Source organism: Kluyvera genomosp. 3 (assembly GCF_011765685.1).
GTDB lineage: Bacteria > Pseudomonadota > Gammaproteobacteria > Enterobacterales > Enterobacteriaceae > Kluyvera > Kluyvera georgiana_A.
In genome coordinates this window covers 3,833,375-3,858,525 of sequence record NZ_CP050321.1, presented here as the reverse complement: position 1 = coordinate 3,858,525, position 25,151 = coordinate 3,833,375, and the positions used below count along the sequence as shown (strand labels likewise).

At 54.9% G+C, this 25,151-nt stretch carries 26 protein-coding genes; 8 read left to right on the top strand and 18 right to left on the bottom strand.

Annotation, left to right across the window (positions count from 1 at the left end; genetic code table 11):
* Position 1 precedes the first annotated feature (1 nt).
* The 7 genes from GY169_RS18125 to GY169_RS18095 all read right to left on the bottom strand — a co-directional run bounded on the left by GY169_RS18125 (position 2) and on the right by GY169_RS18095 (position 7,531).
* Entirely contained in the window at positions 2-823 is an 822-nt protein-coding gene (locus GY169_RS18125) for a carbohydrate ABC transporter permease (protein ID WP_223882115.1), read from the bottom strand.
* A gap of 49 nt (positions 824-872) precedes the next feature.
* Positions 873-1,631 (bottom strand): carbohydrate ABC transporter permease, encoded by a 759-nt coding sequence (locus tag GY169_RS18120; protein WP_223882182.1) that lies wholly within the window; start codon positions 1,629-1,631, stop codon positions 873-875.
* A gap of 269 nt (positions 1,632-1,900) precedes the next feature.
* The gene (locus GY169_RS18115) at positions 1,901-3,151 is read right to left on the bottom strand and encodes an ABC transporter substrate-binding protein (protein WP_167576519.1); all 1,251 of its coding nucleotides are present in this window, start codon (positions 3,149-3,151) and stop codon (positions 1,901-1,903) included.
* Between the two features lie 91 nt (positions 3,152-3,242).
* Entirely contained in the window at positions 3,243-4,493 is a 1,251-nt protein-coding gene (locus GY169_RS18110) for an ABC transporter substrate-binding protein (protein WP_167576518.1), read from the bottom strand.
* Between the two features lie 16 nt (positions 4,494-4,509).
* Positions 4,510-5,538 carry a LacI family DNA-binding transcriptional regulator gene (locus GY169_RS18105; RefSeq protein ID WP_167576516.1) on the bottom strand — a complete coding sequence of 343 codons (1,029 nt, stop codon included), beginning with the start codon at positions 5,536-5,538 and terminating at the stop codon, positions 4,510-4,512.
* Positions 5,539-5,832: 294 nt separating this feature from the next.
* Positions 5,833-6,696 (bottom strand): nucleoside-specific channel-forming protein Tsx, encoded by an 864-nt coding sequence (locus tag GY169_RS18100; RefSeq protein ID WP_163445906.1) that lies wholly within the window; start codon positions 6,694-6,696, stop codon positions 5,833-5,835.
* Positions 6,697-6,988: 292 nt separating this feature from the next.
* The gene (locus GY169_RS18095) at positions 6,989-7,531 is read right to left on the bottom strand and encodes a DUF3251 domain-containing protein (protein ID WP_167576514.1); all 543 of its coding nucleotides are present in this window, start codon (positions 7,529-7,531) and stop codon (positions 6,989-6,991) included.
* Between the two features lie 155 nt (positions 7,532-7,686).
* On the opposite strand from GY169_RS18095, the gene nrdR reads away from it, so the two are divergent.
* The 6 genes from nrdR (at position 7,687) to pgpA (ending at position 11,771) form a co-directional block, all read left to right on the top strand.
* Positions 7,687-8,136 carry a transcriptional regulator NrdR gene (gene nrdR, locus GY169_RS18090; RefSeq protein WP_061282153.1) on the top strand — a complete coding sequence of 150 codons (450 nt, stop codon included), beginning with the start codon at positions 7,687-7,689 and terminating at the stop codon, positions 8,134-8,136.
* Positions 8,137-8,139: 3 nt separating this feature from the next.
* A complete protein-coding gene (gene ribD, locus GY169_RS18085) occupies positions 8,140-9,243 on the top strand; it encodes a bifunctional diaminohydroxyphosphoribosylaminopyrimidine deaminase/5-amino-6-(5-phosphoribosylamino)uracil reductase RibD (protein ID WP_167576512.1) in 1,104 nt (367 codons plus the stop codon).
* A gap of 85 nt (positions 9,244-9,328) precedes the next feature.
* Positions 9,329-9,799 carry a 6,7-dimethyl-8-ribityllumazine synthase gene (gene ribE, locus GY169_RS18080; RefSeq protein WP_001021161.1) on the top strand — a complete coding sequence of 157 codons (471 nt, stop codon included), beginning with the start codon at positions 9,329-9,331 and terminating at the stop codon, positions 9,797-9,799.
* A 19-nt stretch (positions 9,800-9,818) separates the two neighbouring features.
* Positions 9,819-10,238 carry a transcription antitermination factor NusB gene (gene nusB / locus GY169_RS18075; RefSeq protein ID WP_064547866.1) on the top strand — a complete coding sequence of 140 codons (420 nt, stop codon included), beginning with the start codon at positions 9,819-9,821 and terminating at the stop codon, positions 10,236-10,238.
* Positions 10,239-10,312: 74 nt separating this feature from the next.
* Complete coding sequence (gene thiL, locus GY169_RS18070; protein ID WP_167576510.1) at positions 10,313-11,287, top strand: thiamine-phosphate kinase; 975 nt, start codon at positions 10,313-10,315, stop codon at positions 11,285-11,287.
* A complete protein-coding gene (pgpA, locus tag GY169_RS18065) occupies positions 11,280-11,771 on the top strand; it encodes a phosphatidylglycerophosphatase A (protein WP_223804031.1) in 492 nt (163 codons plus the stop codon). The genes thiL and pgpA overlap by 8 nt, the downstream gene beginning before the upstream one ends.
* A 144-nt stretch (positions 11,772-11,915) precedes the next feature.
* Here pgpA and GY169_RS18060 read toward each other — a convergent pair whose 3' ends face one another.
* From GY169_RS18060 to xseB, 4 genes are all read right to left on the bottom strand, one after another.
* A complete protein-coding gene (locus GY169_RS18060) occupies positions 11,916-12,890 on the bottom strand; it encodes an aldo/keto reductase (protein ID WP_167576508.1) in 975 nt (324 codons plus the stop codon).
* A 63-nt stretch (positions 12,891-12,953) separates the two neighbouring features.
* Positions 12,954-14,816, bottom strand: a complete 1,863-nt coding sequence (dxs, locus tag GY169_RS18055) for a 1-deoxy-D-xylulose-5-phosphate synthase (protein WP_167576506.1) — start codon at positions 14,814-14,816, stop codon at positions 12,954-12,956.
* 18 nt (positions 14,817-14,834) lie between these two features.
* A complete protein-coding gene (ispA, locus tag GY169_RS18050) occupies positions 14,835-15,734 on the bottom strand; it encodes a (2E,6E)-farnesyl diphosphate synthase (RefSeq protein WP_167576505.1) in 900 nt (299 codons plus the stop codon).
* Positions 15,735-15,977 (bottom strand): exodeoxyribonuclease VII small subunit, encoded by a 243-nt coding sequence (gene xseB / locus GY169_RS18045; RefSeq protein ID WP_163445913.1) that lies wholly within the window; start codon positions 15,975-15,977, stop codon positions 15,735-15,737.
* 189 nt (positions 15,978-16,166) lie between these two features.
* Here xseB and thiI point away from each other — a divergent pair, with 189 nt between their 5' ends.
* On the top strand, positions 16,167-17,615 hold the full coding sequence (gene thiI, locus GY169_RS18040) for a tRNA uracil 4-sulfurtransferase ThiI (RefSeq protein WP_064547879.1): 1,449 nt from the start codon (positions 16,167-16,169) through the stop codon (positions 17,613-17,615).
* A gap of 54 nt (positions 17,616-17,669) precedes the next feature.
* Here thiI and GY169_RS18035 read toward each other — a convergent pair whose 3' ends face one another.
* From GY169_RS18035 to panE, 3 genes are read right to left on the bottom strand one after another with little or no spacing between them, the layout of a single operon-like run.
* The gene (locus GY169_RS18035; protein ID WP_167576504.1) at positions 17,670-18,146 is read right to left on the bottom strand and encodes an SRPBCC family protein; all 477 of its coding nucleotides are present in this window, start codon (positions 18,144-18,146) and stop codon (positions 17,670-17,672) included.
* Positions 18,147-18,200: 54 nt separating this feature from the next.
* Entirely contained in the window at positions 18,201-18,794 is a 594-nt protein-coding gene (yajL, locus tag GY169_RS18030; protein WP_167576503.1) for a protein deglycase YajL, read from the bottom strand.
* Positions 18,757-19,668, bottom strand: coding sequence for a 2-dehydropantoate 2-reductase (gene panE / locus GY169_RS18025; RefSeq protein WP_163445916.1), 912 nt, complete (start codon positions 19,666-19,668; stop codon positions 18,757-18,759). Before panE ends, yajL begins: the two co-directional genes overlap by 38 nt.
* A 166-nt stretch (positions 19,669-19,834) precedes the next feature.
* On the opposite strand from panE, the gene GY169_RS18020 reads away from it, so the two are divergent.
* Positions 19,835-20,326 (top strand): YajQ family cyclic di-GMP-binding protein, encoded by a 492-nt coding sequence (locus GY169_RS18020; protein WP_064547885.1) that lies wholly within the window; start codon positions 19,835-19,837, stop codon positions 20,324-20,326.
* Between the two features lie 42 nt (positions 20,327-20,368).
* Here the strand turns inward: GY169_RS18020 and GY169_RS18015 are convergent, their stop codons facing one another.
* From GY169_RS18015 to GY169_RS18000, 4 genes are all read right to left on the bottom strand, one after another.
* Positions 20,369-21,733: an MFS transporter gene (locus tag GY169_RS18015; protein WP_167576502.1), complete on the bottom strand. Its 1,365-nt coding sequence runs from the start codon at positions 21,731-21,733 to the stop codon at positions 20,369-20,371.
* Between the two features lie 156 nt (positions 21,734-21,889).
* Positions 21,890-22,900 carry a Gfo/Idh/MocA family protein gene (locus GY169_RS18010; protein ID WP_191091010.1) on the bottom strand — a complete coding sequence of 337 codons (1,011 nt, stop codon included), beginning with the start codon at positions 22,898-22,900 and terminating at the stop codon, positions 21,890-21,892.
* A complete protein-coding gene (locus tag GY169_RS18005; RefSeq protein ID WP_167576501.1) occupies positions 22,897-24,261 on the bottom strand; it encodes an MFS transporter in 1,365 nt (454 codons plus the stop codon). The genes GY169_RS18010 and GY169_RS18005 overlap by 4 nt, the downstream gene beginning before the upstream one ends.
* A gap of 13 nt (positions 24,262-24,274) precedes the next feature.
* On the bottom strand, positions 24,275-25,078 hold the full coding sequence (locus tag GY169_RS18000; protein WP_167576500.1) for a sugar phosphate isomerase/epimerase family protein: 804 nt from the start codon (positions 25,076-25,078) through the stop codon (positions 24,275-24,277).
* Between the last annotated feature and the right edge of the window lie 73 nt (positions 25,079-25,151).

Sequence of the window (25,151 nt, the reverse complement as noted above, 5' to 3'; positions counted from 1 at the left end):
ATTAACCTTTCGTCGCACCGCTGGTTAAACCACTGACATAATGTTTTTGTAGAAACAGAAAAATAAGAATGCACGGCAGCATCGCAAATACGGTACAGGATTGGAGTAATCCCCAATCGACGGTGCCGTATTTACCAGCGCTGGTCATCAGCAATAAAATGGGCATGGTGTAATTATCGGAGTCGGTCATAAATATTAGCGCGACGAGAAATTCATTCCATGCGGCAATAAAGGTTGTCACGATAACGGTAACAATCCCCGGTGAAACCATCCGCGGCATGACCCGAAAGAGAATTTTTAACGGCGAGCAACCGTCCAGCTCTGCGGCTTCATCAATTTCTTTTGGGATGCTGTCAAACGTGTTACGCATCATAAAGATACTGAACGGTAGCTGGAAGGTGATATAGACCAATACCAGACCGAAAATATTATTTTGCAGACCCATTTTGGTAATGATGATAAACAGCGGCGTCAGGATTGGCTGCGAGGGAATCATCATGGTTAATAAGATCAGTACAAAGAAAACATTTTTCCCCCGGAAGGTAAATCGGGAAAAACCATACCCGGCCAGCGTCGACAGAATGACCGTACCGATAACCGTCAGAAATGAGACAATACCCGATAGCATAATCGCCCGGGACATATTGTCATTAGAAAATAACATCTTATTGAAGTTATCAAGCGTGAAAATTGAGGGCCACCACTTGGGCGGCATCAATACTAAATCGGCTGCGGGTTTTAGTGACGCCAGCGCAACGCACAGCAGCGGATAGAGAAAGACGATAAGTAAACAGCCGTGAATAGCGTAAAAGAGAAACGTCACCAGCCCGTTTTGTTTTCTCTTGATGTATAAGACGACATCCCCGTTCATTCTATGCCCGTCCTTCTTTGTCGCGTAATAACCAGATTTGCAGAACACTAATCACCATCAGAATAAACAGCTGAATAATGGAGAGCGCAGCGCCGTAGCCCAGGCGGCCATTAATAAATGAGTTGTTATAGATGTAGAACACGCTGGTTATGGTTTGATCCATTGGCCCGCCGTTAGTGATGATGTAGAACTGATCAAAAGCCAGCAGCGATCCGGAGACGGAGAGAATCAGCGTCAGCATAAAGGTCCGCCGCATTAACGGCAGGGTGATATAGCGTAACCGTCGCCAGCCAACGGCGCCGTCGACCTGTGCAGCCTGGTAGATATCTTTGCTGATGCCCTGTAGGCCAACCAGTAGCAGGATCATATTGAAGCCCAGCGTCTTCCAGAGCACCATGCTCACGACGACCATAAAGCCCTGGCTTAGTGAGTCCTGATACATAATTGGCGAATCAACCAGGTGCAATGAGACAGCAAGGTGGTTGAGTAGGCCAAAGCGAACATCCAGCAGCCACTTCCACAAAATACTGGCTGTGCCAAATCCAATGACCGTGGGTAAAAAATAGACGCTGCGAAAGAGGGAAACGCCCGGTTTATGACTATCTTTTACCAGCGAGGCGAGAATCATCGAAAAGATGAAAATAAGCGGAGTCATAATGATCGCATAGATAAACGTAAACTTCAGGGCGTGCCAGAAGACATCATCCTGGAGAATATTTGTGTAATTAATCCATCCAATGAATTTTGTTTTGCCAAACATCGGCCATTTAAAAAATGACATCCATGCGGTCATGATTAATGGTGTAATGAAAAAGAACACCACAATGACCAGTACGGGGAGGATGAATAAAAAACCTAAATATCCCTTTCGGTTATTTTTCCTGAATACCGGCAATGCTGTCTGGTGAGTAAACTGCACTTGCGGTTGTTGAGTTTTAGCAAACATTCCAGATGCCTCAGTCAACATTCTGCCAACCGCCATTACGGCAGAATGTTTCATTAATGTATTCATTCAGACAGTAAGCACGCTTACTCTTCCGACATTTTTATAATCTGATTCATTTTCTGATCCGCTGTTTTCAGGGCTTCATCAATTTTCCCTTCAAAAACGGCTTTCTGGATCATGGTTAGATAAGGACTATTGATGGCATTGAAGGTCTCATTGTAGGGGACCAGAAAAGGGGTATGCCCTTTTGCCAGCGCTTTGTTGGCCAGAAGATATTTGGGGTCCTGCTGGCTATAGGGGTTATCGCTGGCGTCCATACGCGTGGGCACGTAGCCGTTCTTTGCCATCAACTCAATTTGCGTCTGTTTGGATAGCGTCCAGTTAATGAAATCGATAGCGGCCTGTTGATGCTTGCTTCCCACCGGTAGAGCAAAAGCATCGCCGCCGGTAAAGGAGGCCCAATTGCCTTTTTCCTCGCCAGGGAAATAGGTGACGCCATAGTCGAGGTTGGGGTAATTATCTTTAAAGACTTTAAAGGTAAAAGCGCCGGAGCCCACCATCGCCACTTTTCCTGAACTGAACGCGTCGTTAAGTGCGGAGTCGGTGCGGGAGAGCGGCGACATGAGCCCATCTTTGTACAAATTGTGGAAGAAGGTGAGCGTTCGTTTATTGTTTTCAGAGTTGACCACGGACTTTTTACCATCGGCAGAAATAATATCCCCGCCGTTTGCCCAAAAGTAGGGGGTGAAGGTAAAGGCGAGTCCGCCGGAGCTGGTTCCTGGAATGGCGAAGCCATAATAATCTTTGCCCAGCGCACGGATTTTTTCTGAATATTCGCGCAGTTCTCCCAGCGTTTCTGGTGGACGATTGGGATCTAATCCGGCTTCGCGGAAAAGCGTCTTGTTATAAAAAAGCAGGGAGGATTCCGCTGCAAAAGGGACGGCGTAAAATTTACCGTTGTAGCTGCCGATGGCCTTTAGCGCGTCGCTCAACTGGCTCACGTAATCCATCGTGCCGATTTTATCCGTGAGATCGATGAGTTGCTCGGAGCGGTTAAGTTCTGGAAAGTAGACCAGATCAATTGCTACCAGGTCGGGGGGATTGTTCACGGCGACCGCTGCGCTCAGTTTTGTCAGCATCTGAATATTCGGAATTTCATTCAGTTTTACCGTGATCTTATCCTGGGATTTATTAAACTCATTGACCAGCATGGGCAGCGATGATTGCTCACTGCGGCCCCAAAAATTAACCACTTCTTTGGCCTGAAGCGCGCAGCTAAACATGATGCTGAAAGCGCATATTGAAACGGTGGAAACAATTTTTCTCGAAACCATAAACACCTCATGATGTTAGTGATGTAAGCGCTTACATAAATCCCGTAGAGATATTTCCAACGGGATTTAGGGCATAAGGTATTGATTTAGATTATTCCTGCGACATCTTAATAATCTGCTTAAACTTCTGATCGGCCGTTTTAAGGGCGTTATCAATATCCCCCTCGAATACCGATTTCTGTATTAAGGTCAGAAAAGGACTGCTGGGAGCGCTAATGGCTTCGTTAAATGCGGGGAGGTAGACGGAGCGGCCTTTTGCCAGGGCTTTTGTCGCTAGCAGGAAACGGCTGTCCTCGCGATTGTAGCGGTTATCGCTGGCATCGATGCGGGTGGGAACAAAGCCATTCTTCGCCAGTAGCTCAATCTGGGTCTCTTTTGACATCGCCCAGTCGATAAAGGCGATGGCCTCCTTCTGGTGTTTGCTGCCCAGCGGAATCGCCAGCGCGTCGCCGCCCGCGAACGAGGCCCAATCGCCTTTTTTCTCTCCAGGGTAGTAGCCTACGCCGTATTCAAGGTTGGGATAGTTATCGTTGAAAACCTTAAAGGTAAACGCGCCAGTGCCAACCATGCCGATTTTGCCTGTGGCAAATCCGTCGTTAAGTGAACTGTCTGCTTTGGAGAGTGGGGACATTAAGCCGTCTTTGTACATCTGGTGGAAGAATGCCAGCGTCCTTTTATTACTCTCGGAAATGACAATCGATTCGGCGCCTTCTTTGGCAAACAGGTCTCCACCGTTGGCCCACATATAAGGGAGGAATGTAAAGGCCAGGCAACCGGAGCAGGTGCCGGGAATAGCAAAGCCGTAGTATCCGTCGCCTAACTGGGTGATTTTTTCGGCGTATTCGCGTAATTCCTGTAGCGTTTCTGGCGGTCTTTCCGGATCCAGTCCGGCGAGGCGGAAAATCTTTTTGTTATAAAACAGAAGTGATGATTCAGCAGAGAAAGGAATGCCATACAGCCGCTCTTTATAAACCCCGATGGTTTTCAGCGAACCGCTAAGCTGCTTCACGTAATCTCGATTGCCAAGAATGTCGGTGAGGTCAGTGAGCTGTTCCGCGCCATTAAGCTGGGGAAGAAAGGAGACATCGAGTGAAACAAGGTCTGGTGAGCTGTCGGCGGCAATAGAAGCGCTGAGCTTGGTCATCATCGACTCGCCGGGAATCATATTTAGCTTAATGTCAACTTTATCCTGCGACTTGTTGTAAGCATCAACCAGCAGTTCCAGTGATGTTTGATTCGAGCGGCCCCAGAAGGTAATGGTCTCTCTGGCTTGCGCTAATCCACTGAGTGATGTGGATATAATACAGGCAGCCACGGTGGTATGTATAAATTTAGACAACATAAACACCTCATTCTTATTAATTTTGAGAATAACGACAACTTGATTCTCCGCGTTGTAAAAAACAGGGGACGGCAATTTTCCCCCTGAGATCGTGTCCATCTATTTTCTTTATTAAGCATTGGCCAGCGACGCGGCCTAATTCCGTCAGGCAAAAATCAATACTGCTTAGTTTCGGGCGACATAATTCGGTAATAACCTGCCAGTTATCAAAGCCGATCACGGCGACATTATCAGGAACTGATTTCCCATATTCATAGAGCGCCTGTAAAACACCGTGTCCAATTAAATCATTGCCAGCAATAACACCGTCAATTTCAGGGTACCGTGCAAGAATAGATTGCATTGCACGATAACCATGTGCTGATGTCCAGGAACCATATTCAGGCGCTCTGACGATCAACCCCTCTTTGCTCATCTCCTGGCGGTAGCCCTCATGACGCTGCTGCACCGCCAGATAATATGCCGGACCGGCGATCTGCACGATATTCTGGCTGCCCTGCTCGATTAAATGACGACAGGCCAGAGCGCCAGCGCCGAAATCGTCAGGCAGAACGCAGAGTTCGTTGTCATCGTCGACGTTGGTATAGACATACACCACCGGCGTATCGTGTTTCTTTAACGGCAGCGGATCGCGGGTATCCGTTTTGGCTGCGGTGACGATAATACCGTCGACGCGCTTTGCCAGCAGTAAATCAACGTGTCGCTTTAATTCCTGAGGCGAACCGCTGGCGTTACAAAGAAATACCGAAATCTGCGCTTCAAGTAAGGCATTCTCAATACCCTTTAAAACAGGTAAGCTGAAACGTCCGTAATCATCTGTTGATAACAAGCCGATGGTATATGTTTTCTTTTGATGCAGCGCGCGTGCAATTTCATTAGGCCTGTAATCGAATTCATTAATAACGGATAAAACTCTTTCTTTTGTTATGTGACTGATTGAACCTGTGCTGTTTATTACTTTCGATACGGTGCTAATACTCACTCCGGCAGCGTGAGCAATATCTTTAATCGTGAGTTTTTTTCTGTCGTTATGCGTTATGGTCATGCTCTTTCCGTATTTGTGGACGGGCTTAGTATATGGAGAGAGAAAACGTTTTCCCATTTGCATTAATGTGGATTGATAAATAGATCACAAGCTGGTGATGTTGTTTGAATAAAAGCGTGATCGGATATGCGTTTGAGTGGTTTTTATATATTAAGGGCGTGAATTTAATTCATTAAATGTATTTATTTTAATTTGTTTTGTATTTATGAGGGATATATAAAAGCGAAGTAATATTATTGACGAGCGTGCGTGGAAAAACTTACCGCACAGCATAGCCGTGCGGTAAGGCAAAACTTAGAAGTTGTAACCCACAACCAGGTAGCCACCCCAACCGGTCGATTGACCGTTGAAATCACCTTCGCCCCAGTTCATTTTCGAACCACCTTGCCACTGGCCGCCGTTATGGAAGTAACGGGCAACGACAGAGTAGTGCCAGTGATCGTAGTTCAGCGCCAGAATGTGGCTGGAGGCGATGGAGTTGCTGGTGCGGTTTGGTTCGTCGCCGAGATCTGAACCCCAGTCGAAGTTGGTGAAACCGATGTAGCTCAGCTTACCGCCCCACAGATCGCTGATTGGCACAAAGTATTTCACTTTGAAGCGGTAGCCATCCCACTCGTTTTCGTTCGCGGCACCGTAGTTCTGCCACTGATATTTCGCATACACGTTCAGAGACAGGCCCATCGGCAGGCCGGTATCGATATCGGTACCCAGACCCATATACCAGGTGCTCTGGCGGCTGGCTTTGTTGTCACCCATATCGTAGATGTAGTTGTTCGCGAAGTACCACTCTTTGAACGGGCCGAAGCTCAGGTCTGCGCCGGTCAGCTTATCAATAGAGAAGCGTGGTTCGATTTCCATAAACATCGGGGAACCGTCAGACCAGACGCCTTTATCGTTACCGTTACCCCAGTCGAAGGTCTTCGGAATATCGATGTAGCCATAGAAGTCTAACCAATCTTTCTTCGCAAACGCTTCATACTCGAGGTAGACGTCATTGTTCAGCTTCGGAGAGAAGCGGGTGTGGTAGCTGCCTACCACGTTTACGCTCTGGTGCCACCAGTCAGAGACATACTGCGGCTGAGAGTCGCCTGCTGCGTTAGCAGTGAAAGATGCGGAGAGCGCCAGCGCGGCACCGGCTGCCAGTAATGTTTTTTTCATATTTATGCCACTAATAAAAAAATTCGAAAGAGAGTGATTTTTATCACCGAAGTTTTTCAAAATGTTTCGTGTTTCTGCGAGCCTATTATATGAATCCTTGCTCACGAAAATCAGTCACACTTCACACATTTTTCAAACGCGTAATCGATTGCGTTCACGTTTGCGTAGTTTAGACGCGGCGATTGTACTGATGGGGTGAATTATTGCAATTGTTTACATACAGGAAATGTGGTCAATAGAGGGAGCATAGGGGGAAGGGCGGCACCGCATGTCACAGTGCCGATTAGCGAGATTACTGCGCGTTGGCGGGCTGAACGTCGTGGATGCGGACAAAGCCCAGCTGGTCCGGCGTGACGCCGTTAAGCTGCAGCGGAATATCGACGTCGCTTGGCGCCAGCACGCTGGCCGGGGCGGAGAACAGCTGATTTTGCACGTTCACTTCCTGATACTGCTCGGTGGTGCCCTGGATCTGTCCCCATTCCACGGTGCCGGTGAAAGCCGGAAGCGGATCGTTGGACTCACCGGAGATGCGCAACGTAAGCGCCGTCCCTTGAGCGTTGGCGGCAACGTTACGCAATGACATGCGCAACGTGCCTATCTGGCTATTCAGACGGGCAGGGGTATTGGCCCCCGGCAGCAGATACGCGCCCTTCGTCGATTTGGCGTTCAGCGCATTTTGCTGAGTGATTTTCACCGTTTCTTTGTTAAGCTGCGTCATCTCGCTGCTCAGCGCGCTAATGCTTTGATGCATTTGTTTCACTTCTGACTGCTGCGCGCAGGCGCTCAGGCTGACGAGGCTTCCCAGCAGGGCAATTCTTAGGTAACGTCTTGTCATTCTGTCTGTTCCTTCTCTTCGGGATAACGCAATGGTAGCGTGCAATAGAGCTGATGGCATCGATCCATTGTCTCAAAAACATGCCGCCTTTGTTGTCTTCGCAGTTCAGGGTAAAATAGATTTCATTACACTCACCCTCATCGTCAGGACGTCGTATGCACTGCCCATTCTGTTTCGCCGTAGACACTAAAGTGATTGACTCCCGTCTTGTGGGAGAAGGTTCCTCCGTTCGCCGCCGTCGGCAATGCCTGGTGTGCAACGAACGCTTCACGACCTTTGAGGTCGCGGAGCTGGTGATGCCGCGCGTGGTAAAAAGCAATGACGTGCGCGAACCGTTTAATGAAGACAAACTGCGCAGCGGTATGCTGAGAGCGCTGGAAAAGCGCCCGGTGAGCGCCGATGACGTAGAAATGGCGATTAACCATATTAAATCGCACCTGCGCGCCACCGGCGAGCGCGAAGTGCCGAGCAAACTGCTGGGTAATCTGGTGATGGAACAGCTGAAAAAGCTGGATAAAGTCGCCTATATTCGCTTTGCCTCTGTCTACCGCAGCTTTGAAGATATCAAAGAGTTTGGCGAAGAGATCGCCCGCTTACAGGACTAAGCTATGCACGATGAAATGTACATGGCGCGCGCGCTTAAACTGGCGGCGCGCGGGCGCTTTACCACCCATCCCAACCCACGCGTCGGCTGCGTGATTGTCAATCAGGGCGAAATCGTCGGTGAAGGTTTTCACTATCGCGCCGGTGAACCGCACGCCGAAGTGCACGCGCTGCGCATGGCGGGTGAAAAGGCCAAAGGCGCAACGGCCTACGTAACGCTGGAACCGTGCAGCCACCATGGTCGTACGCCGCCGTGCTGCGATGCGTTAATTGCCGCGGGTGTCTCGCGCGTGGTTGCCGCTATGCAGGACCCGAATCCGCAGGTTGCGGGGCGCGGCCTGTATCGTTTACAGCAGGCGGGTATTGAAGTCAGCCATGGGCTGATGATGAGTGAGGCCGAAGCGTTGAACAAAGGCTTCCTCAAGCGGATGCGTACCGGTTTTCCATACGTACAGCTCAAACTCGGTGCATCGCTCGATGGGCGTACGGCAATGGCCAGCGGTGAAAGCCAGTGGATCACCTCGCCACAGGCGCGTCGCGATGTGCAGCGCCTGCGCGCCGAAAGCCACGCTATTTTAACCAGCAGCGCCACGGTGCTGGCCGACGACCCGGCGCTGACCGTGCGCTGGGACGAACTGAGCGCAGAAACACAGGCGAACTACTCGCAGGAAAATCTGCGTCAGCCGCTGCGCATTGTGATTGATAGCGGCAATCGCGTGACGCCGGAGCATCGCATCGTGCATCAGCCGGGCGAAACGCTCTTTGCACGTACCGAAGATGATACCCGCGTCTGGCCGGAAGGCGTGCAGACGCTGAAAGTGCCGGAGCATAACGGCCATCTCGATCTGGTGCTGCTGATGATGCAACTGGGCAAACAGCAGATTAACAGCATCTGGGTGGAGGCGGGGCCAACGCTTGCCGGCGCGCTGATTCAGGCGGGGCTGGTGGACGAGCTTATCGTCTATATCGCGCCTAAACTGTTAGGAAGTGATGCGCGCGGATTATGTGTGCTGCCGGGGCTTGAGAAACTGGCTGACGCCCCCCATTTCAAATTCAACGAGATACGCCAGGTTGGACCGGATGTCTGCCTGCATTTAACGACTGCGTGAGGCTTTCCGAATTAGAGGAAGCAGCGCCCAGAATATTATGATAAAATCCGCCCCCCTGCGGGGCAAATGAACCCAAAGGAACAGTATGAACATTATTGAAGCTAACGTTGCTACCCCGGACGCTCGCGTCGCCATCACCATCGCGCGTTTCAACAACTTTATCAATGACAGCCTGCTGGAAGGTGCTATCGACGCCCTGAAGCGCATTGGTCAGGTTAAAGATGAAAACATCACCGTTGTTTGGGTTCCAGGTGCTTATGAACTGCCTCTGGCGGCTGGCGCACTGGCGAAAACCGGTAAATACGATGCGGTGATCGCGCTGGGTACGGTTATCCGTGGCGGTACTGCTCACTTCGAATATGTTGCTGGCGGGGCAAGCAATGGCCTGGCGCACGTCGCTCAGGACAGCGAAATCCCGGTAGCCTTTGGTGTTCTGACCACCGAAAGTATTGAACAAGCCATCGAACGCGCTGGCACAAAAGCCGGTAACAAAGGTGCTGAAGCAGCACTGACCGCGCTTGAAATGATTAATGTATTGAAAGCCATCAAGGCCTGATTTTTGTAAGGGGAAATCCGTGAAACCTGCTGCTCGTCGCCGCGCCCGTGAGTGTGCCGTCCAGGCGCTTTACTCCTGGCAGTTGTCCCAGAACGACATCGCCGATGTTGAATACCAGTTCCTGGCGGAACAAGACGTGAAAGACGTTGACGTCCTGTACTTCCGTGAACTGCTGTCCGGGGTGGCGACTAACAGCGCGTACCTCGACGGATTGATGAAGCCATACCTGTCCCGTCTGCTCGACGAGCTGGGCCAGGTGGAAAAAGCCGTACTGCGTATTGCACTGTTTGAACTGTCAAAACGTGACGATGTGCCGTACAAAGTGGCCATCAACGAAGCCATCGAGCTGGCGAAAACCTTCGGCGCTGAAGACAGCCACAAGTTTGTCAACGGCGTGCTGGATAAAGCCGCTCCTGCTATTCGTCCCCACAAAAAGTAATCTCCAGGCCGGTGCGCGGGTGGCTTAACGCCATCCCCCCGGCCTTGTTTTATCCTTCTGCTGAGGCATAACGTATGGCATGCGGCGAATTTTCCCTGATTGCCCGTTATTTTGACCGAGTACGAAACGCCCGTCTCGATGTCGACACCGGAATCGGCGACGACTGCGCGTTACTCAATATTCCCGAAAAACAGACGCTGGCTATCAGCACCGACACGCTGGTGGCGGGCAACCATTTTCTCCCCGATATCGACCCGGCCGATCTGGCCTATAAAGCGCTGGCGGTGAACGTGAGCGATCTCGCGGCAATGGGCGCGGATCCGGCGTGGCTGACGCTGGCGCTGACCCTGCCCGCGGTTGATGAAGAGTGGCTGCAGGCATTCAGCGACAGCCTGTTTGACCAGTTAAGCTACTACGATATGCAGCTGATTGGCGGCGACACCACCAAAGGGCCGCTGTCAATGACGCTGGGTATTCACGGTTACGTACCCGTTGGCCGGGCGCTGAAGCGCTCGGGCGCGAAGCCGGGCGACTGGATCTATGTCACCGGCACGCCGGGCGATAGCGCCGCCGGGCTGGCGCTGATCCTCAACCAGCTGGTGATTGATAACCCTGAAGACGCGGCGTATCTGCGTCAGCGTCACCTGCGCCCAACGCCGCGCGTGCTGCAAGGGCAGGCGCTGCGCGATCTGGCCAGTTCAGCAATCGATCTTTCCGACGGGCTGATTTCCGATTTGGGGCATATCCTTAAGGCAAGCGGCGGTCTCGGCGCGCGGATCGACTTGGATGCCATGCCGTATTCTGAAGCGCTGAAGCGCCATGTCTCCACAGAGCAAGCCTGCCGCTGGGCGCTTTCCGGCGGTGAAGATTATGAACTCTGCTTTACCGTGCCGGAGCTGAATCGCGGCGCGCTGGAAGTGGCGCTGGGCCAACTGGGGACACCGTTTACCTGCATCGGGCAGATTAGCGCCGATGTTGAAGGCATGCATTTCACACAAGATGGGAAGGCGGTGACGCTGGACTGGAAGGGGTACGATCACTTTGGCTAAGAATGATATCGCAAAAAGCCGCCTGAACTTGCGCAACCCGTGGCACCTGCTGGCAACGGGCTTTGGCAGCGGTTTAAGCCCGATCGTGCCGGGAACGATGGGCTCTATTGCCGCCATTCCGTTCTGGTATCTGCTGACGTTTTTGCCGCTGCAAATTTATTCGCTGGTGGTGATGTTCGGTATCTGTATTGGGGTCTATATTTGCCGCCGCACGGCGCGGGATATGGGCACCCACGATCACGGCAGTATCGTGTGGGATGAGTTTATCGGGATGTGGATTACCCTGATGGCGATCCCGGCTATGACCTGGCAATGGGTGCTGGCGGGGTTCGTGGTATTCCGTATTTTTGATATGTGGAAACCCTGGCCGATCCGCTGGTTTGACCGTAACGTCCACGGCGGGATGGGGATTATGATCGACGACATCGTCGCCGGGGTCATTTCGGCCGCGATATTGTATGTGGTGGGACATCACGTCCTGTGAGGCGTTAACCCTCACCCCGGCCCTCTCCCTGGAAGGGAGAGGGTGAAAACCGAGTCAGTGCGGCTGGGTATAGTCAAAAACCAGCACCGTACAGTCCCCTCGCCCCTTTGGGGAGAGGGTTAGGGTGAGGGGTATCCTTGCACCTTACTTAAACCCGACCACCGGATGCGGCTGATACGGCGCTTCCATCGACGCAATCTGTTCTGGCGTCAGCGTAATATCTACCGCGTTCAACAATTCATCCAACTGATCCTCGCGCGATGCGCCGATAATCGGCGCCGCTACGCCCGGTTTGCTCAACAGCCACGCCAGCGCCGTTTGCGCCCGGCTAGCCTCGACCTCTTCGGCCACGCGTTCCAGTTCACCGGCAATCTGCTCATCGTTCTCTTCGGTAGTGCTATAAAGGCTTTTACCAAACTCATCGGACACCAGCCGTGCGGTGGTTTCACCCCACGGTCGCGTCAGGCGTCCGCGCGCCAGCGGGCTCCATGGGATCACCGCCACGCCTTCCTGCGCGCACAGCGGCAGCATATCGCGCTCTTCTTCCCGGTAAATCAGGTTGTAGTGATCCTGCATGGTGACAAATGGCGCCCAGCCGTTGGCCTTCTGTAGCGCCAGCGCGTGGGCGAACTGACGGGCATGCATGGAAGACGCGCCAATAAAGCGCGCTTTACCGGATTTCACCACCTCGTCCAGCGCTGAAAGCGTCTCTTCAATTGGGGTACGGTAGTCCCAGCGGTGGATTTGCAGCAGGTCGACGTACTCCATGCCGAGGCGGCGGAGACTGTCGTCTATCGAGCGGAGAATTTGCGCGCGGGAGAGACCTTCTTCAAGATCGCCAACCTGATGGTAGACCTTGGTGGCGACCACCACGTCCTCGCGGCGGGCGAAGTCGCGCAGCGCGCGGCCAACAATCTCTTCGCTGCTGCCGTCAGAGTAACTGTTGGCGGTGTCGAAAAAGTTGATGCCGCCTTCCAGCGCGCGCTGAATAATCGGGCGGCTGCTGTCTTCCGGTAGCGTCCAGGCATGTTTACCCCGATCCGGCTCGCCAAACGTCATACAGCCCAAACAAAGACGAGAGACCCGAAGGCCGGTGTGTCCTAACGTATCGTATTGCATGATTCAGCTCCTGCTAGCGGGTAAGAGGTTTACCTTTAAGCATAGCAGGAGCGAGGGGGAGGATTATGCTAGCCAGGCCGCGATCTTCGCTTCGATGCCCGCGGCGTCGAGGCCGAGCTCGGCGTGCATCTCTTCCTGAGTACCTTGAGGAATAAAGAAATCAGGCAGGCCGATATTGAGCACCGGCACCGGTTTGCGATGCGCCATCAGCACTTCGTTCACGCCGCTGCCCGCGCCACCCATAATGGCGTTTTCTTCCAGCGTCACCAGCGATTCGTGACGCGCGGCCATTTCCAGAATCAGGCTTTCATCCAGCGGCTTCACAAAGCGCATGTCGACAAGGGTGGCGTTCAGCTTCGCGGCGACCGCTTCGGCCTGCGCGAGCAGGGTACCGAAGTTGAGGATCGCCAGCTTCTCGCCTTCGCGTTTCACCACGCCTTTGCCGATCGGCAGTTTCGCCAGTGGCTGCAGTTCCGCGCCGGTACCGCAACCGCGCGGATAGCGCACCGCGCTTGGGCCGTCGCCGTAGTGATAGCCGGTATACAGCATCTGGCGGCACTCGTTTTCATCGCTCGGCGTCATGATAACCATGTCCGGGATGCAACGCAGATAGGAGAGATCGAACGCCCCCTGGTGCGTCTGCCCGTCGGCGCCGACGATGCCTGCACGGTCGATCGCAAACAGGACCGGCAGCTTCTGAATCGCCACGTCGTGAATCACCTGATCGTAGGCGCGCTGCAGGAAAGTGGAGTAGATCGCTACGACAGGTTTGTTGCCGCCAATCGCCAGCCCGGCGGCGAAGGTGACCGCATGCTGCTCGGCGATCGCCACGTCAAAGTATTGATCCGGATACTTTTTCGAAAACTCGACCATACCGGAGCCTTCGCGCATCGCGGGGGTAACCGCCATCAGCTTGCTGTCTTTGGCTGCGGTTTCACACAGCCAGTCGCCGAAGATTTTGGAGTATGACGGCAGGCCGCCGCTGCTTTTGGGCAGCTTGCCGCTGGTGTGGTCAAATTTCGGCACCGCGTGGAAGGTAATCGGGTCCTTCTCTGCGGGCTCATAGCCGCGACCTTTCTTGGTCATAATATGCAGGAACTGCGGGCCTTTCAGGTCGCGCATGTTTTTCAGCGTATTGACCAGCCCCAGCACGTCGTGGCCGTCCACCGGCCCGATATAGTTAAAGCCCAGCTCTTCAAACAGCGTGCCCGGCACCACCATGCCTTTGATATGTTCTTCGGTACGCTTGAGCAGCTCTTTAATCGGCGGTACGCCGGAGAAGACTTTTTTGCCGCCTTCGCGCAGCGAGGAGTAGAGTTTTCCGGAGAGCAACTGCGCCAGATGGTTGTTCAGCGCGCCGACGTTCTCGGAAATCGACATTTCGTTGTCGTTCAGCACCACCAGCATATCCGGCTTGATATCACCTGCGTGGTTCATCGCTTCAAACGCCATCCCGGCGGTAATGGCGCCATCGCCAATCACGCAGACGGTACGACGCTGTTTGTTCTCTCTGCCTGCCGCGACCGCGATGCCAATACCGGCGGAAATGGAGGTGGAAGAGTGGCCGACGCTCAGCACGTCGTATTCGCTCTCACCGCGCCATGGGAACGGATGCAGGCCGCCTTTCTGGCGGATGGTGCCAATCTTGTCGCGACGGCCGGTTAGAATTTTGTGCGGGTAGGCCTGATGGCCGACGTCCCAGATAAGCTGGTCGAACGGCGTGTTATAGACGTAGTGCAGCGCCACGGTGAGCTCCACCGTGCCAAGCCCGGAGGCGAAGTGTCCGCTGGAACGGCTCACGCTGTCGAGCAGGTAACGGCGTAGCTCGTCACACAGCTTCGGCAGGCTCTCTTTTGGCAGCAGGCGCAACTCCTGAGTGGAATCGACCAGCGCCAGGGTCGGGTATTTGGCAATATCAAAACTCATCTGAGACTCATTTATTGTTTATTTGTCGCGCAGGATGATGTAGTTCGCTAGCGCTTCCAGTGCTGTGGTATCCAGTGATTGTGCGGCCAGTTGCTCTAGCGACTGGCGAGCCTCAGCGATGAGGTCACTGGCTTTGGTCCGGGCTTGCTCAAGGCCCAGTAGTGCCGGATAGGTGCTCTTGCCGAGCTGCTGGTCGGCACCCTGGCGCTTTCCGAGGGTCGCAGTATCCCCCACCACATCCAGAATGTCATCCTGAACCTGGAATGCCAGACCGATGCTTTCGGCGTATTTGTCCAGCAGCGGCAGCGCCTGACGCCCCTGTTCACCCGCGCTGAGCGCCCCCAGGCGCACGGCAGCACGAATCAACGCGCCGGTTTTGTGGCGATGAATGCGTTCCAGCATTTCCAGATTAACCTGTTGCCCTTCGGCTTCCAGATCCAGCGCTTGGCCACCGCACATGCCCGCCACGCCGCTGGCGGTTGCCAGCTCGGAGAGCATCGCCAGGCGATCGCGGTCGGGGACCTTATCCATCGGCGCATCACTGAGTATAGAAAACGCCAGCGTTTGCAGCGCGTCACCGGCCAGAATTGCGCTCGCCTCGCCAAATTTAATATGGCAGGTCGGCTGGCCGCGACGCAGGTCGTCGTCGTCCATCGCCGGCAAGTCGTCGTGCATCAGCGAATAGGCGTGAATGCACTCCACCGCCGCCGCGGGCGCATCCAGCGTGGCGACGCTGACGCCGAACATCTGCCCGGTGGCGTACACCAGGAACGGGCGCAGACGTTTACCGCCTAAGAGTGCGCCATATTGCATCGCCTCGACCAGTGGAGTGTTCTGAAACGGCAGCGGCGCGATAAAACGGCGCAGCGCGTCGTTCGCCTGAGTGACGCAGGCATCCAGCTGTTGCGAAAAATCCATTTATTCAGCGTCCGGCGTGAAAGGTGTTAAGGGAGAATCTTCGTTATCGGCCAACAGAATCTGCACGCGTTGTTCCGCCTGCTGCAGTTTGCTCTGCCCCTGACGTGCCAGCTGCACGCCGCGTTCGAATTCGTTCAGCGCCTCTTCCAGCGGCAGAGAACCGCTTTCCAGACGATTAACTATTTGCTCCAGCTCGGTTAACGCGGTTTCGAAACTGGCCGGGGCTGCATTTTTCTTTGGCATAGTGAATGTTTGGCTCTTGTTATGTCGCGACTGCGTCTATGGTAACGGAGTCTGAGTGTGAAGCAAATAACACGCAATGGTCAGCGGGATGATGATATACTCCGCGTCCTGGACGTAGCGACCGCTGGTACGCTGCGATACATCTTTTTGCTCAAAGCCCGTCGGGCTTGCCAACGAACCATTGCCGCCATGAAGTTTATCATTAAATTGTTCCCGGAAATCACCATCAAAAGCCAATCTGTGCGTTTGCGCTTTATTAAAATTTTAACCGGGAACATTCGTAACGTTCTTAAACACTACGATGAAACGCTCGCCGTCGTTCGTCACTGGGATCACATCGAAGTTCGCGCAAAAGATGAGAACCAGCGTCTGGTTATCCGCGACGCGCTGACGCGCATTCCGGGGATTCACCATATCCTCGAAGTGGAAGACGTGCCGTTCACCTCCCTGCACGATATTTTCGAGCAGACGCTGCCACTGTGGCGCGAAGCGCTGGAAAACAAAACCTTCTGCGTGCGCGTAAAACGCCGCGGTAAGCACGAATTCACCTCCATTGAGGTGGAGCGTTACGTGGGCGGTGGTCTGAACCAGCATATTGAAACGGCGCGCGTGAAGCTGACCGACCCGGACGTGACCGTCAATCTCGAAATCGAGAACGATCGTCTGTTGCTGGTAAAAGGACGTTATGAAGGTATTGGCGGTTTCCCGATTGGCACCCAGGAAGACGTGCTGTCGCTGATCTCCGGTGGTTTCGACTCCGGCGTTTCCAGCTATATGCTGATGCGTCGCGGCTGCCGCGTACACTACTGCTTCTTTAACCTTGGCGGCGCGGCGCATGAAATCGGCGTTCGTCAGGTCGCGCACTACCTGTGGAACCGCTTCGGCAGTTCGCATCGCGTGCGTTTTGTGGCGATCAACTTCGAACCGGTAGTGGGCGAAATTCTCGAGAAAGTCGACGACGGCCAGATGGGCGTGGTGCTCAAGCGTATGATGGTGCGTGCGGCGTCGAAAGTGGCTGAACGCTACGGCGTGCAGGCGCTGGTGACCGGCGAAGCGCTCGGCCAGGTGTCCAGCCAGACGCTGACCAACCTGCGTCTGATCGACAACGTGTCCGACACCCTGATTCTGCGTCCGCTGATTTCGCACGATAAAGAGCACATCATCAATCTGGCGCGTGAAATCGGTACCGAAGATTTTGCCCGTACCATGCCGGAATACTGCGGTGTGATCTCAAAAAGCCCGACCATCAAAGCGGTGAAGGCGAAAATCGAAGCGGAAGAAGAGAACTTCGACTTTGCGATCCTCGACAAAGTGGTGGCGGAAGCGAACAACGTCGATATCCGCGAAATCGCCCAGCAGACCCAGCAAGAGGTGGTGGAAGTGGAAACCGTCAGCGGCTTTAGCGCCAACGACGTGATTCTCGATATCCGCTCCGTTGATGAGCAGGATGACAAACCGCTGAAAGTAGAGGGCGTAGAAGTGGCTTCGCTGCCGTTCTATAAACTCAGCACCCAGTTTGGCGACCTTGATCGCAGCAAAACCTATCTGCTGTGGTGCGAGCGTGGCGTGATGAGCCGTCTGCAGGCGCTGTATCTGCGCGAGCAGGGCTTTGAAAACGTGAAGGTTTATCGTCCGTAACGAAAAGAAAAACCCGGCCTGGCCGGGTTTTTTTATATCAGTCTGACAAATGCGCTACTTGAGCGTATTGGCGAATGCTTCCAGCTGGGTAATCACGATATTCCAGCCTTCGTAAAACCCCATCTGTTCATGCTGTTCGCGCGTAGCATCATCCGGATGCAGAACCCGCGCGGTATAGCGGCAGCCGCTGCCTTCATCGGCAAAGGTGACGATGACTGTCATGGCAAACGGCGTTGTGGCCGGACGCCAGTCGGCGGTCAGCATCGTCGTCATCACCAACCTTTCTTGCGGAACGATTTCCAGAAAACAGCCTGGATTATCGCTGCTTTCACCATCAGGCCCGCGCATTAGCGTATGAAATTCGCCGCCGGGGCGCAGGTCAAAGGCGAGCACCTCGGTGGTCCAGGGCTTGGGGCACCACCATTGGCTGAGCAGCTCCGGGTCAGTCCAGGCGCGCCAGAGTAAGGCTCTGGGCGCGTTCAGAAGACGAGAAATGGATAAGTCGCGGGTATCGGTCGCGTGTTCAGACATACTACGAACCCTCACGGTTGGGGCGAAAGGACGGCCCGCCGGGCAGACCGCTGATTAAGCTTCGTAGTAATTATAGATGCCCGCAGCCATTACCAACTGCGACGCCACTTCATACGCCTTTTCGCGCCCGACCAGCAGGTCAATAATCTTCAGGCCAAAATCAATTGATGTTCCTGGCCCCTGGCTGGTGAGGAGATTGACGCGCGGATCCCACGCGACGCGTTTATCCATCCACTGCTCTGGCGGGATTTTATCTTTCAGCGCCGGGAAGCCGGTCATATTGCCGATGGGGAAAATATCATGCGGCACGAGGACGGTCGCCGCTGCCGCACAGATAGCGGCAACGATACGCCCGGAGAGATGAAACTGCCTCACCGTTTCGACCAGCAGCGGGCTGTCGCGAAAGCACTCCGCGCCCTTAATGCCGCCAGGCAGGATAATGATATCGAAATCGCCGTCCGCCACTTCCACCAGCGGGGCGTCGGCCAGCAGCTTCACGCCGCGCGAGCAGGTAATCGTCAGGTTGCCGTCGCTGGCGACGCTGGCGGTGGTGACCTGAATACCACCACGCACTAATAAATCGATAGTGGTGACGGCTTCCATCTCTTCACTACCAGGAGCGAGGCAAATCAGTGCCGACGCGCTCATATTCACTCTCCTTACGTTTAACCAGTTCATACAGGCGGGTGTTTTCCGGCACGGGGATACCGTGCGCACGCGCGCGCTTGAGCAGAAAACCGGTAATGTAGTCGATTTCCGTATGGCGCAGCGCGCGGATGTCCTGCAGCATCGATGAGATATTTTCTGCTGTCAGGTCAATCACCTGGTTCACATAAAATAACAGACTTTCCGGAGAGGTATGAAATCCTTCCCGCGTCATGGTCTGCGCAACCTCTTCACAGATAAGGGCAATTTGCTCCTGATGGCCACGCAGATCGCCGTTCGGGCAGTTCATCAGCGCGGTAAGGGGATTAATCACGCAGTTGACCGCCAGTTTTCGCCACATGGCGGAGTGAATATTATCGTGCCAGGCCACGTCCGGCAGGACGTTTTGCAGGGTTTCCGCCAGCTGGCTGTAGTCGGCGTCGTAGCGTTTGGCCGGACCGATATGGGTAGTGCCATTGGCCACGTGAATGATCACGTTCCCGTCGCGCCGTGCGGCCTGCGTGGTGGCACCAAGTAGAATCGGCTGCTTGAGGTCGTTCAGCTCCAGCAATGTGCCCATACCGTTATGAATCAGCAAAATAGGCGTAGTTTGTGGGAGACGTGAAGCCAGGGCTCTGACCGCATCGGAGACTTGCCAGGCCTTGAGTGTGACCAGCAATAAATCGCTTTGCGCCAGAAAATCAGGATCGTTGGCCGTCAACGATTGGTTAAACTCACTGCCGTCCAGCTCTATCAGATTGACGCTACAGTAGGGCTGAGGTACACGTAGCCATCCTTGTACTTCAAATCCTTTTTTGTAGAGCGCCGTCATCCATAGCTGACCCAGCGCGCCACATCCCAATACTGTTATTTTCAAACATCCTCCTTACCACACCAGATGCTGCTGGTATGTCATACTTCACGCTGATGACCCGAATGAGTGTGAGTATAGCGCTATCCACTGAGCTTCCGGGGATAACAAGTTGAGTTATGCCGCGTTGTAGGTATTATGCAACGCAAAAGAAACTAAGGGAGGGGAAAAGATGCCATCTTTCGATATTGTCTCTGAAGTTGATCTTCAGGAAGCGCGCAACGGTGTGGATAACGCGGCCCGTGAGGTTGAATCGCGTTTCGATTTTCGCGGTGTAGAAGCGAAAATTGAGCTGAATGAAGCCAATAAAACCATTAAGGTGCTGAGCGAGTCTGATTTCCAGGTGAACCAGCTGCTGGATATTCTGCGCGCCAAGCTGCTGAAGCGCGGCATTGAAGGCGCATCTCTCGATGTGCCGGAAGAGTTTGTCCACAGCGGTAAGACCTGGTTTGTCGAAGCTAAGCTGAAGCAGGGCATCGAAAGCGCGGTGCAGAAGAAAATCGTCAAGCTGATTAAAGACAGCAAGCTGAAGGTGCAGGCGCAAATTCAGGGCGAAGAGATTCGTGTGACCGGGAAATCCCGCGATGATTTACAGTCGGTAATGGCGCTGGTGCGTGGTGGCGATCTCGGCCAGCCGTTCCAGTTTAAAAACTTCCGCGACTAACGGCGAAAGTACGGCCCACACCACCGTGTGGGCCGATGCCGCTTAATGGGCGGCAATCACCTGTTCAACTTCAAAGCGGTTAGTGACTTTGCTGTCGATTTTCACGTAGGCCGAGTGCTCATCAGCCACCACCAGCACCTCTTTCACCCCGTCCGTCGCCAGCAGGCGTTCACGTAGCGCATCGTCCGCGGCAACGTCTTTTGGGATCTCGACACGCAGGCTGCTGACGTACTGTGGTTCCTGCATGGTCATGGAGACCAGCAGCCAGACCGTCGCCAGCAGCGCGCCGGCGAGGAACACCGTTTGTGAATCAAACAGGCCGTCAATCCAGCCGCCGAGCGAACCGCCGATGGCGACGCCCAGGAACTGACTGGTGGAATAAATCCCCATTGCCGTGCCTTTATAGCCCGCTGGCGCCTCTTTGCTGATAAGCGACGGCAGCAGCGCTTCCATCAGGTTAAAGGCGAGGAAGAAAATCTGCACGCCCGCCACCAGTTCCCAGAAATAGTTTCCGGACCCCCAGAGCACGATTTCAGCAATCAGCAGCAGGGCAATGCACAGCACGAACACGCGCTTCATGCGGCGCTTCACTTCCGCGTAGATGATAAACGGCACCACCGCGATGAACGACACCACCATAGTCACCAGATAGATTTTCCAGTGCTCAGCGGCCGGAAAACCCGCCGACTCTAACTGCCCCGGCAGGGCGACGAAGGTGGACATCAGCAGGATGTGTAGACACATGATGCCGAAGTTGAGCTTCAGCAGCCTGGGCTCCATCAGCACTTTGCTGAAGCAGCCTTTGACCATGCCGGACTCGCGGTTGAGCACGTGATTTTTACTGTCCGGCACCACCCACAGCGTGAGCAGAATCCCCAGCGTTGCCAGCCCGGCAATCATCCAGAACAGCGCGTGCAAACCGAGTTTATGCGTAATAATCGGCCCCAGCACCATCGCAATGGCGAAAGTCACACCGAAGCTGACGCCGATAAACGCCATCGCTTTGGTGCGGTTTTGTTCGCGGGTGAGGTCGGAAAGCAGCGCCATCACCGCAGCGGCAATCGCCCCGGAGCCTTGTAAGGCACGGCCAAGAATAATCCCCCAGATGGAGTCGGACATCGCGGCAATCACGCTGCCCAGAACAAAAATCGCCAGTCCACCGACGATCAGCGGTTTGCGGCCAACGCGGTCCGAAATCAGCCCGAAGGGAATCTGAAACACCGCCTGTGCCAGACCATAAATGCCAATCGCCAGGCCAATCAACGCCTCGCTGGCGCCCTGCAATGCCATGCCGTATGTGGTCAGAACCGGAAGGACCATAAACATACCGAGCATACGCAAAGAAAATACGGTCCCTAAACCCCAGGTGGCGCGTAACTCACCCGGCGTCATTTTGTAATCGTTCATTCCCACCTCTATATAAAAGCTGGGAGTAGTGTAGTGCGGGGAGAGAGAAGGGTAAACAGAGGGTTAATTAACAAATATTACATTATTGAATCATTTGTGCGGAATAGCAGCATAAGTGATAACCCGGCGGCGTGAAACCGCCGGGTCAGTCTCCGATCAGGCCGCCTGCTGGCGGATCGCGTCGATCACTTCCAGCGAGCGTAACGCATCTGCCGCATCAATGATTGGCGTTGCCTCACCGCGAATCACCTGCAGGAAATGACGCAGCTGCAAAATAAACGGGTCGATGGGCTCGACGGCCAGCGTCTCCTGCAACAGCGGAGCGTGCCAACCGCTCTGCTCGCCGTAGCGCCACCAGCGCATCTGCGGAATCGCCAGCGCCCCCTTGCTGCCGGAAATCAGATAGCAGTTTTCCGCGGTATGCGCGTAGACTGCGTTCTCTGCCGAGTTCATCTCCCAGCTCCACGGGCTGACGCCACAGTCGCTCAGCACCGCGCTGCCCAGCGCGCCGCAGGCGAAGCGCAGGTTGACCACCGCGCTGTCTTCGTTGGCGAAGCCGCGCCCGGCGTTGCTGGTCATCGCCTGCACATCGTCAATCTCCCCCAGCAGATAACGCAACAGATCGATATCGTGCACCAGATTCACCAGCAGCGGCCCGGCCCCTGGTTCCCGTCGCCAGGCGACATCGAAGTAGTCGTCCGGTTTTTGCAGGATCCAGTGCGCCGAAACGGCAACAATCTGCCCCAATTCGCCGCTATCGATAAGCGACTTTGCCGCCGCCGTCAGCGCATTGTGCCGACGGTGATGGCCGACCAGCACCGGGACGCCGTGCCTTGTTGCCGCATCCACCAGTTCTCGCGCGCGCTCCGGAGATTCGGCGACCGGTTTCTCAACCAGCACCGGGATCCCCCGCTCCACGCAGGCAATGGCGCACGGCACGTGCAGAGTGTTCGGCGTTGCGTTAATCACGCCCTGCGGCCTGGCCTGATCCAACATATCGTTGATGTCGGCATACCATGCCACGCCGAGTGATTTTGCCAGCGCCTGCGCTTGTGGCGACGGATCGGCCAGGGCGACCAGCTCGGCCTGCGGCGTTTGATTGATCACCTCAATATGTTTACGTCCGATGGCGCCAGCGCCAATCACGGCAAGACGAATACGATTCATGATGGGCTCCGCAGCGTGGTAGGGAGAGATGAGCGAGCGTCGACCGGGCCTGCTGCCCAGTACCCTTTCGCGGCCAGACCGAGTACGGTCAATGCCGCCGGAATGCCGAGGATCAGGAACACCGATTTAAAATCGAGCCCCAGCGCCAGCATTTCTGCACCCGCGAAGGCGCTAAGAATGGCGCCGATGCGGCCAACGCCGTGCATCCAACTGGATCCGGTGGCGCGAGCCTGCGTGGGATAGAAGCGAGCGGAAAGGGCGTTCATCCCGGTATTCGCGCCGTTCAGACACGCGCCGCTAACGAAGGCCAGCAGGCACAGCAGCGGGAAATTCACCCCCGCGTAGCCAATCGCCATGGTGAATAATCCGCCCACGGCGAAAATGACGCCCAGCGCCCGATGCGGATCAATTCGATCCATCAGCCAGCCGGCAAACAGCGAACCAACGGTGCCGCCTGCCTGATAAATGGCGGTCATGATTGCGGCCTGACTGACGGTCAGGCCAATCTCTTTTACCAGTGTTGGCAACCAACTGCCGAGGATATAGACCAGGAACAGCCCCATGAAATAGACCAACCACAGCATCAGCGAACCGAACAGGTACTCGCGCGACAGCACAATGCGCATGGCGCTGCTTTTGATCGGCTGTTGCGGCAAAATAAATTGCACGTTTTCACTCACCTGGCCGGGGTAGAAACGCTGAAGGATGGCGTGGATCCGCGCGGCAGGCGCCTGCTTGATCACCAGAAAACGCGCGGACTCCGGCAGTTTCCAGATAAGAATGGGGGCAAACAGCAGCGGCAGTATGCCGCCCAGCGCCATCAGCGAGTGCCAGCCAAACTGCGGGATGAGCCATGATGCGGCAAACCCGCCAATGGCGGCACCGAAGGTGAAACCGCAGAAAATGACGGTGATGATAAACGAGCGTTTGCGCTCAGGTGCGTATTCCGACACCAGCGTGCTCATGTTTGGCATCGCCGCGCCCAGTCCGAGTCCGGTCATAAAGCGGAAAAAGATCATCTGCTCAATGTTCTGGGAAAACGCCGTCGCCACGGTCCAGAAACCGAAGAAAAACACGCTGTTGATGATGATTTTCTTGCGCCCCAGCCAATCTGCGAGCGGGCCGGAGAAAAGCGCGCCCAGCGCAAGGCCAATCAGCGCGGTACTGATGACAAAGCCCAGCTCGTGGTTGCTGACGCCCCACTCTTGTTTAAGCGTGGGGGCGATAAAACCCATGATGGCGATATCGAAACCGTCCAGCGCGATGACGCAAAAACCAAGGAAAATAACCAGCTTCTGGTAGCGGCTGAGCGGGTTGGAATTGATTAACTCTCTGACATCCAGGCGTTGTGTCTGTGACATAGCGTACTCCTGTTTACAGGAAGGATTGTGCCGCGTTAAACAGCAGCGCTGCGCGTTGTTGTGCCGGTAAAGCTCCCTGAGCCCCGTCCAGCGGGACTTCCAGCGAAACCGGCAGCGTGGGCGGTAATGCCGCCAGCAGGCCGCGCAAATCCAGTTCGCCTTCGCCTGGTACCCGGCGTGCGCAGCGGGCCTGGTAAATCAGTTCTCCGGTGTCTGTGGGGATTCGCGCCGGGGCATCGCACAGCTGCATGTAGTTCAGCTGCTGTGGCGCCAGCGCACGCAACGCGTCCAGTGACTCACCCGCGCGCCAGAAGTGGATGGCATCGACGAGGATGCCAACGTTGTGCTGCCCGCTGGCGGCAATTAACTTCTGCGCGGAGGCGAGCGTGGGAAGATGGGTCCACGGCATCGGCTCCAGGTTCATGGTCAGGCCATAGGCTTCTCCGGCCTGCGCCAGCCGGGCAAGGTTGTCCGCGCAGCGGCGCAGGTTATCGTCATTGCCGGCCACCAGCACCTGTTGGGCCTCCAGCCGGGCGGCGGTTTCGAGGAACGGACGCAGCGCATCAAGGTTGAAGTCCGGCGTCAGGCGCACAATCTCCACGTCGGAAACGCGTATCCCGGTATCGCGTAGCGCGGCCAGGGTTTCGCGTACCGTCGGCGTATCGCCGAGCATGTCGTAGTCAGGGTCATCAGGCGTTGCGGGCAACAGACGAATGCCCACGTGGCTGTAGCCGGTGAGCGCGGCGATACGCACCTGTTCCGGCGGTGAAACGTCCAGCACGGTGAGTGCTGCTAGCGAGAGGGAACGCATATTCATACAGACTCCAGTACAGTTGCAGGTAAGATTTTTTGTTATGTTTGGCGCCTTTCCCTGGCTAAATGCGTAATTT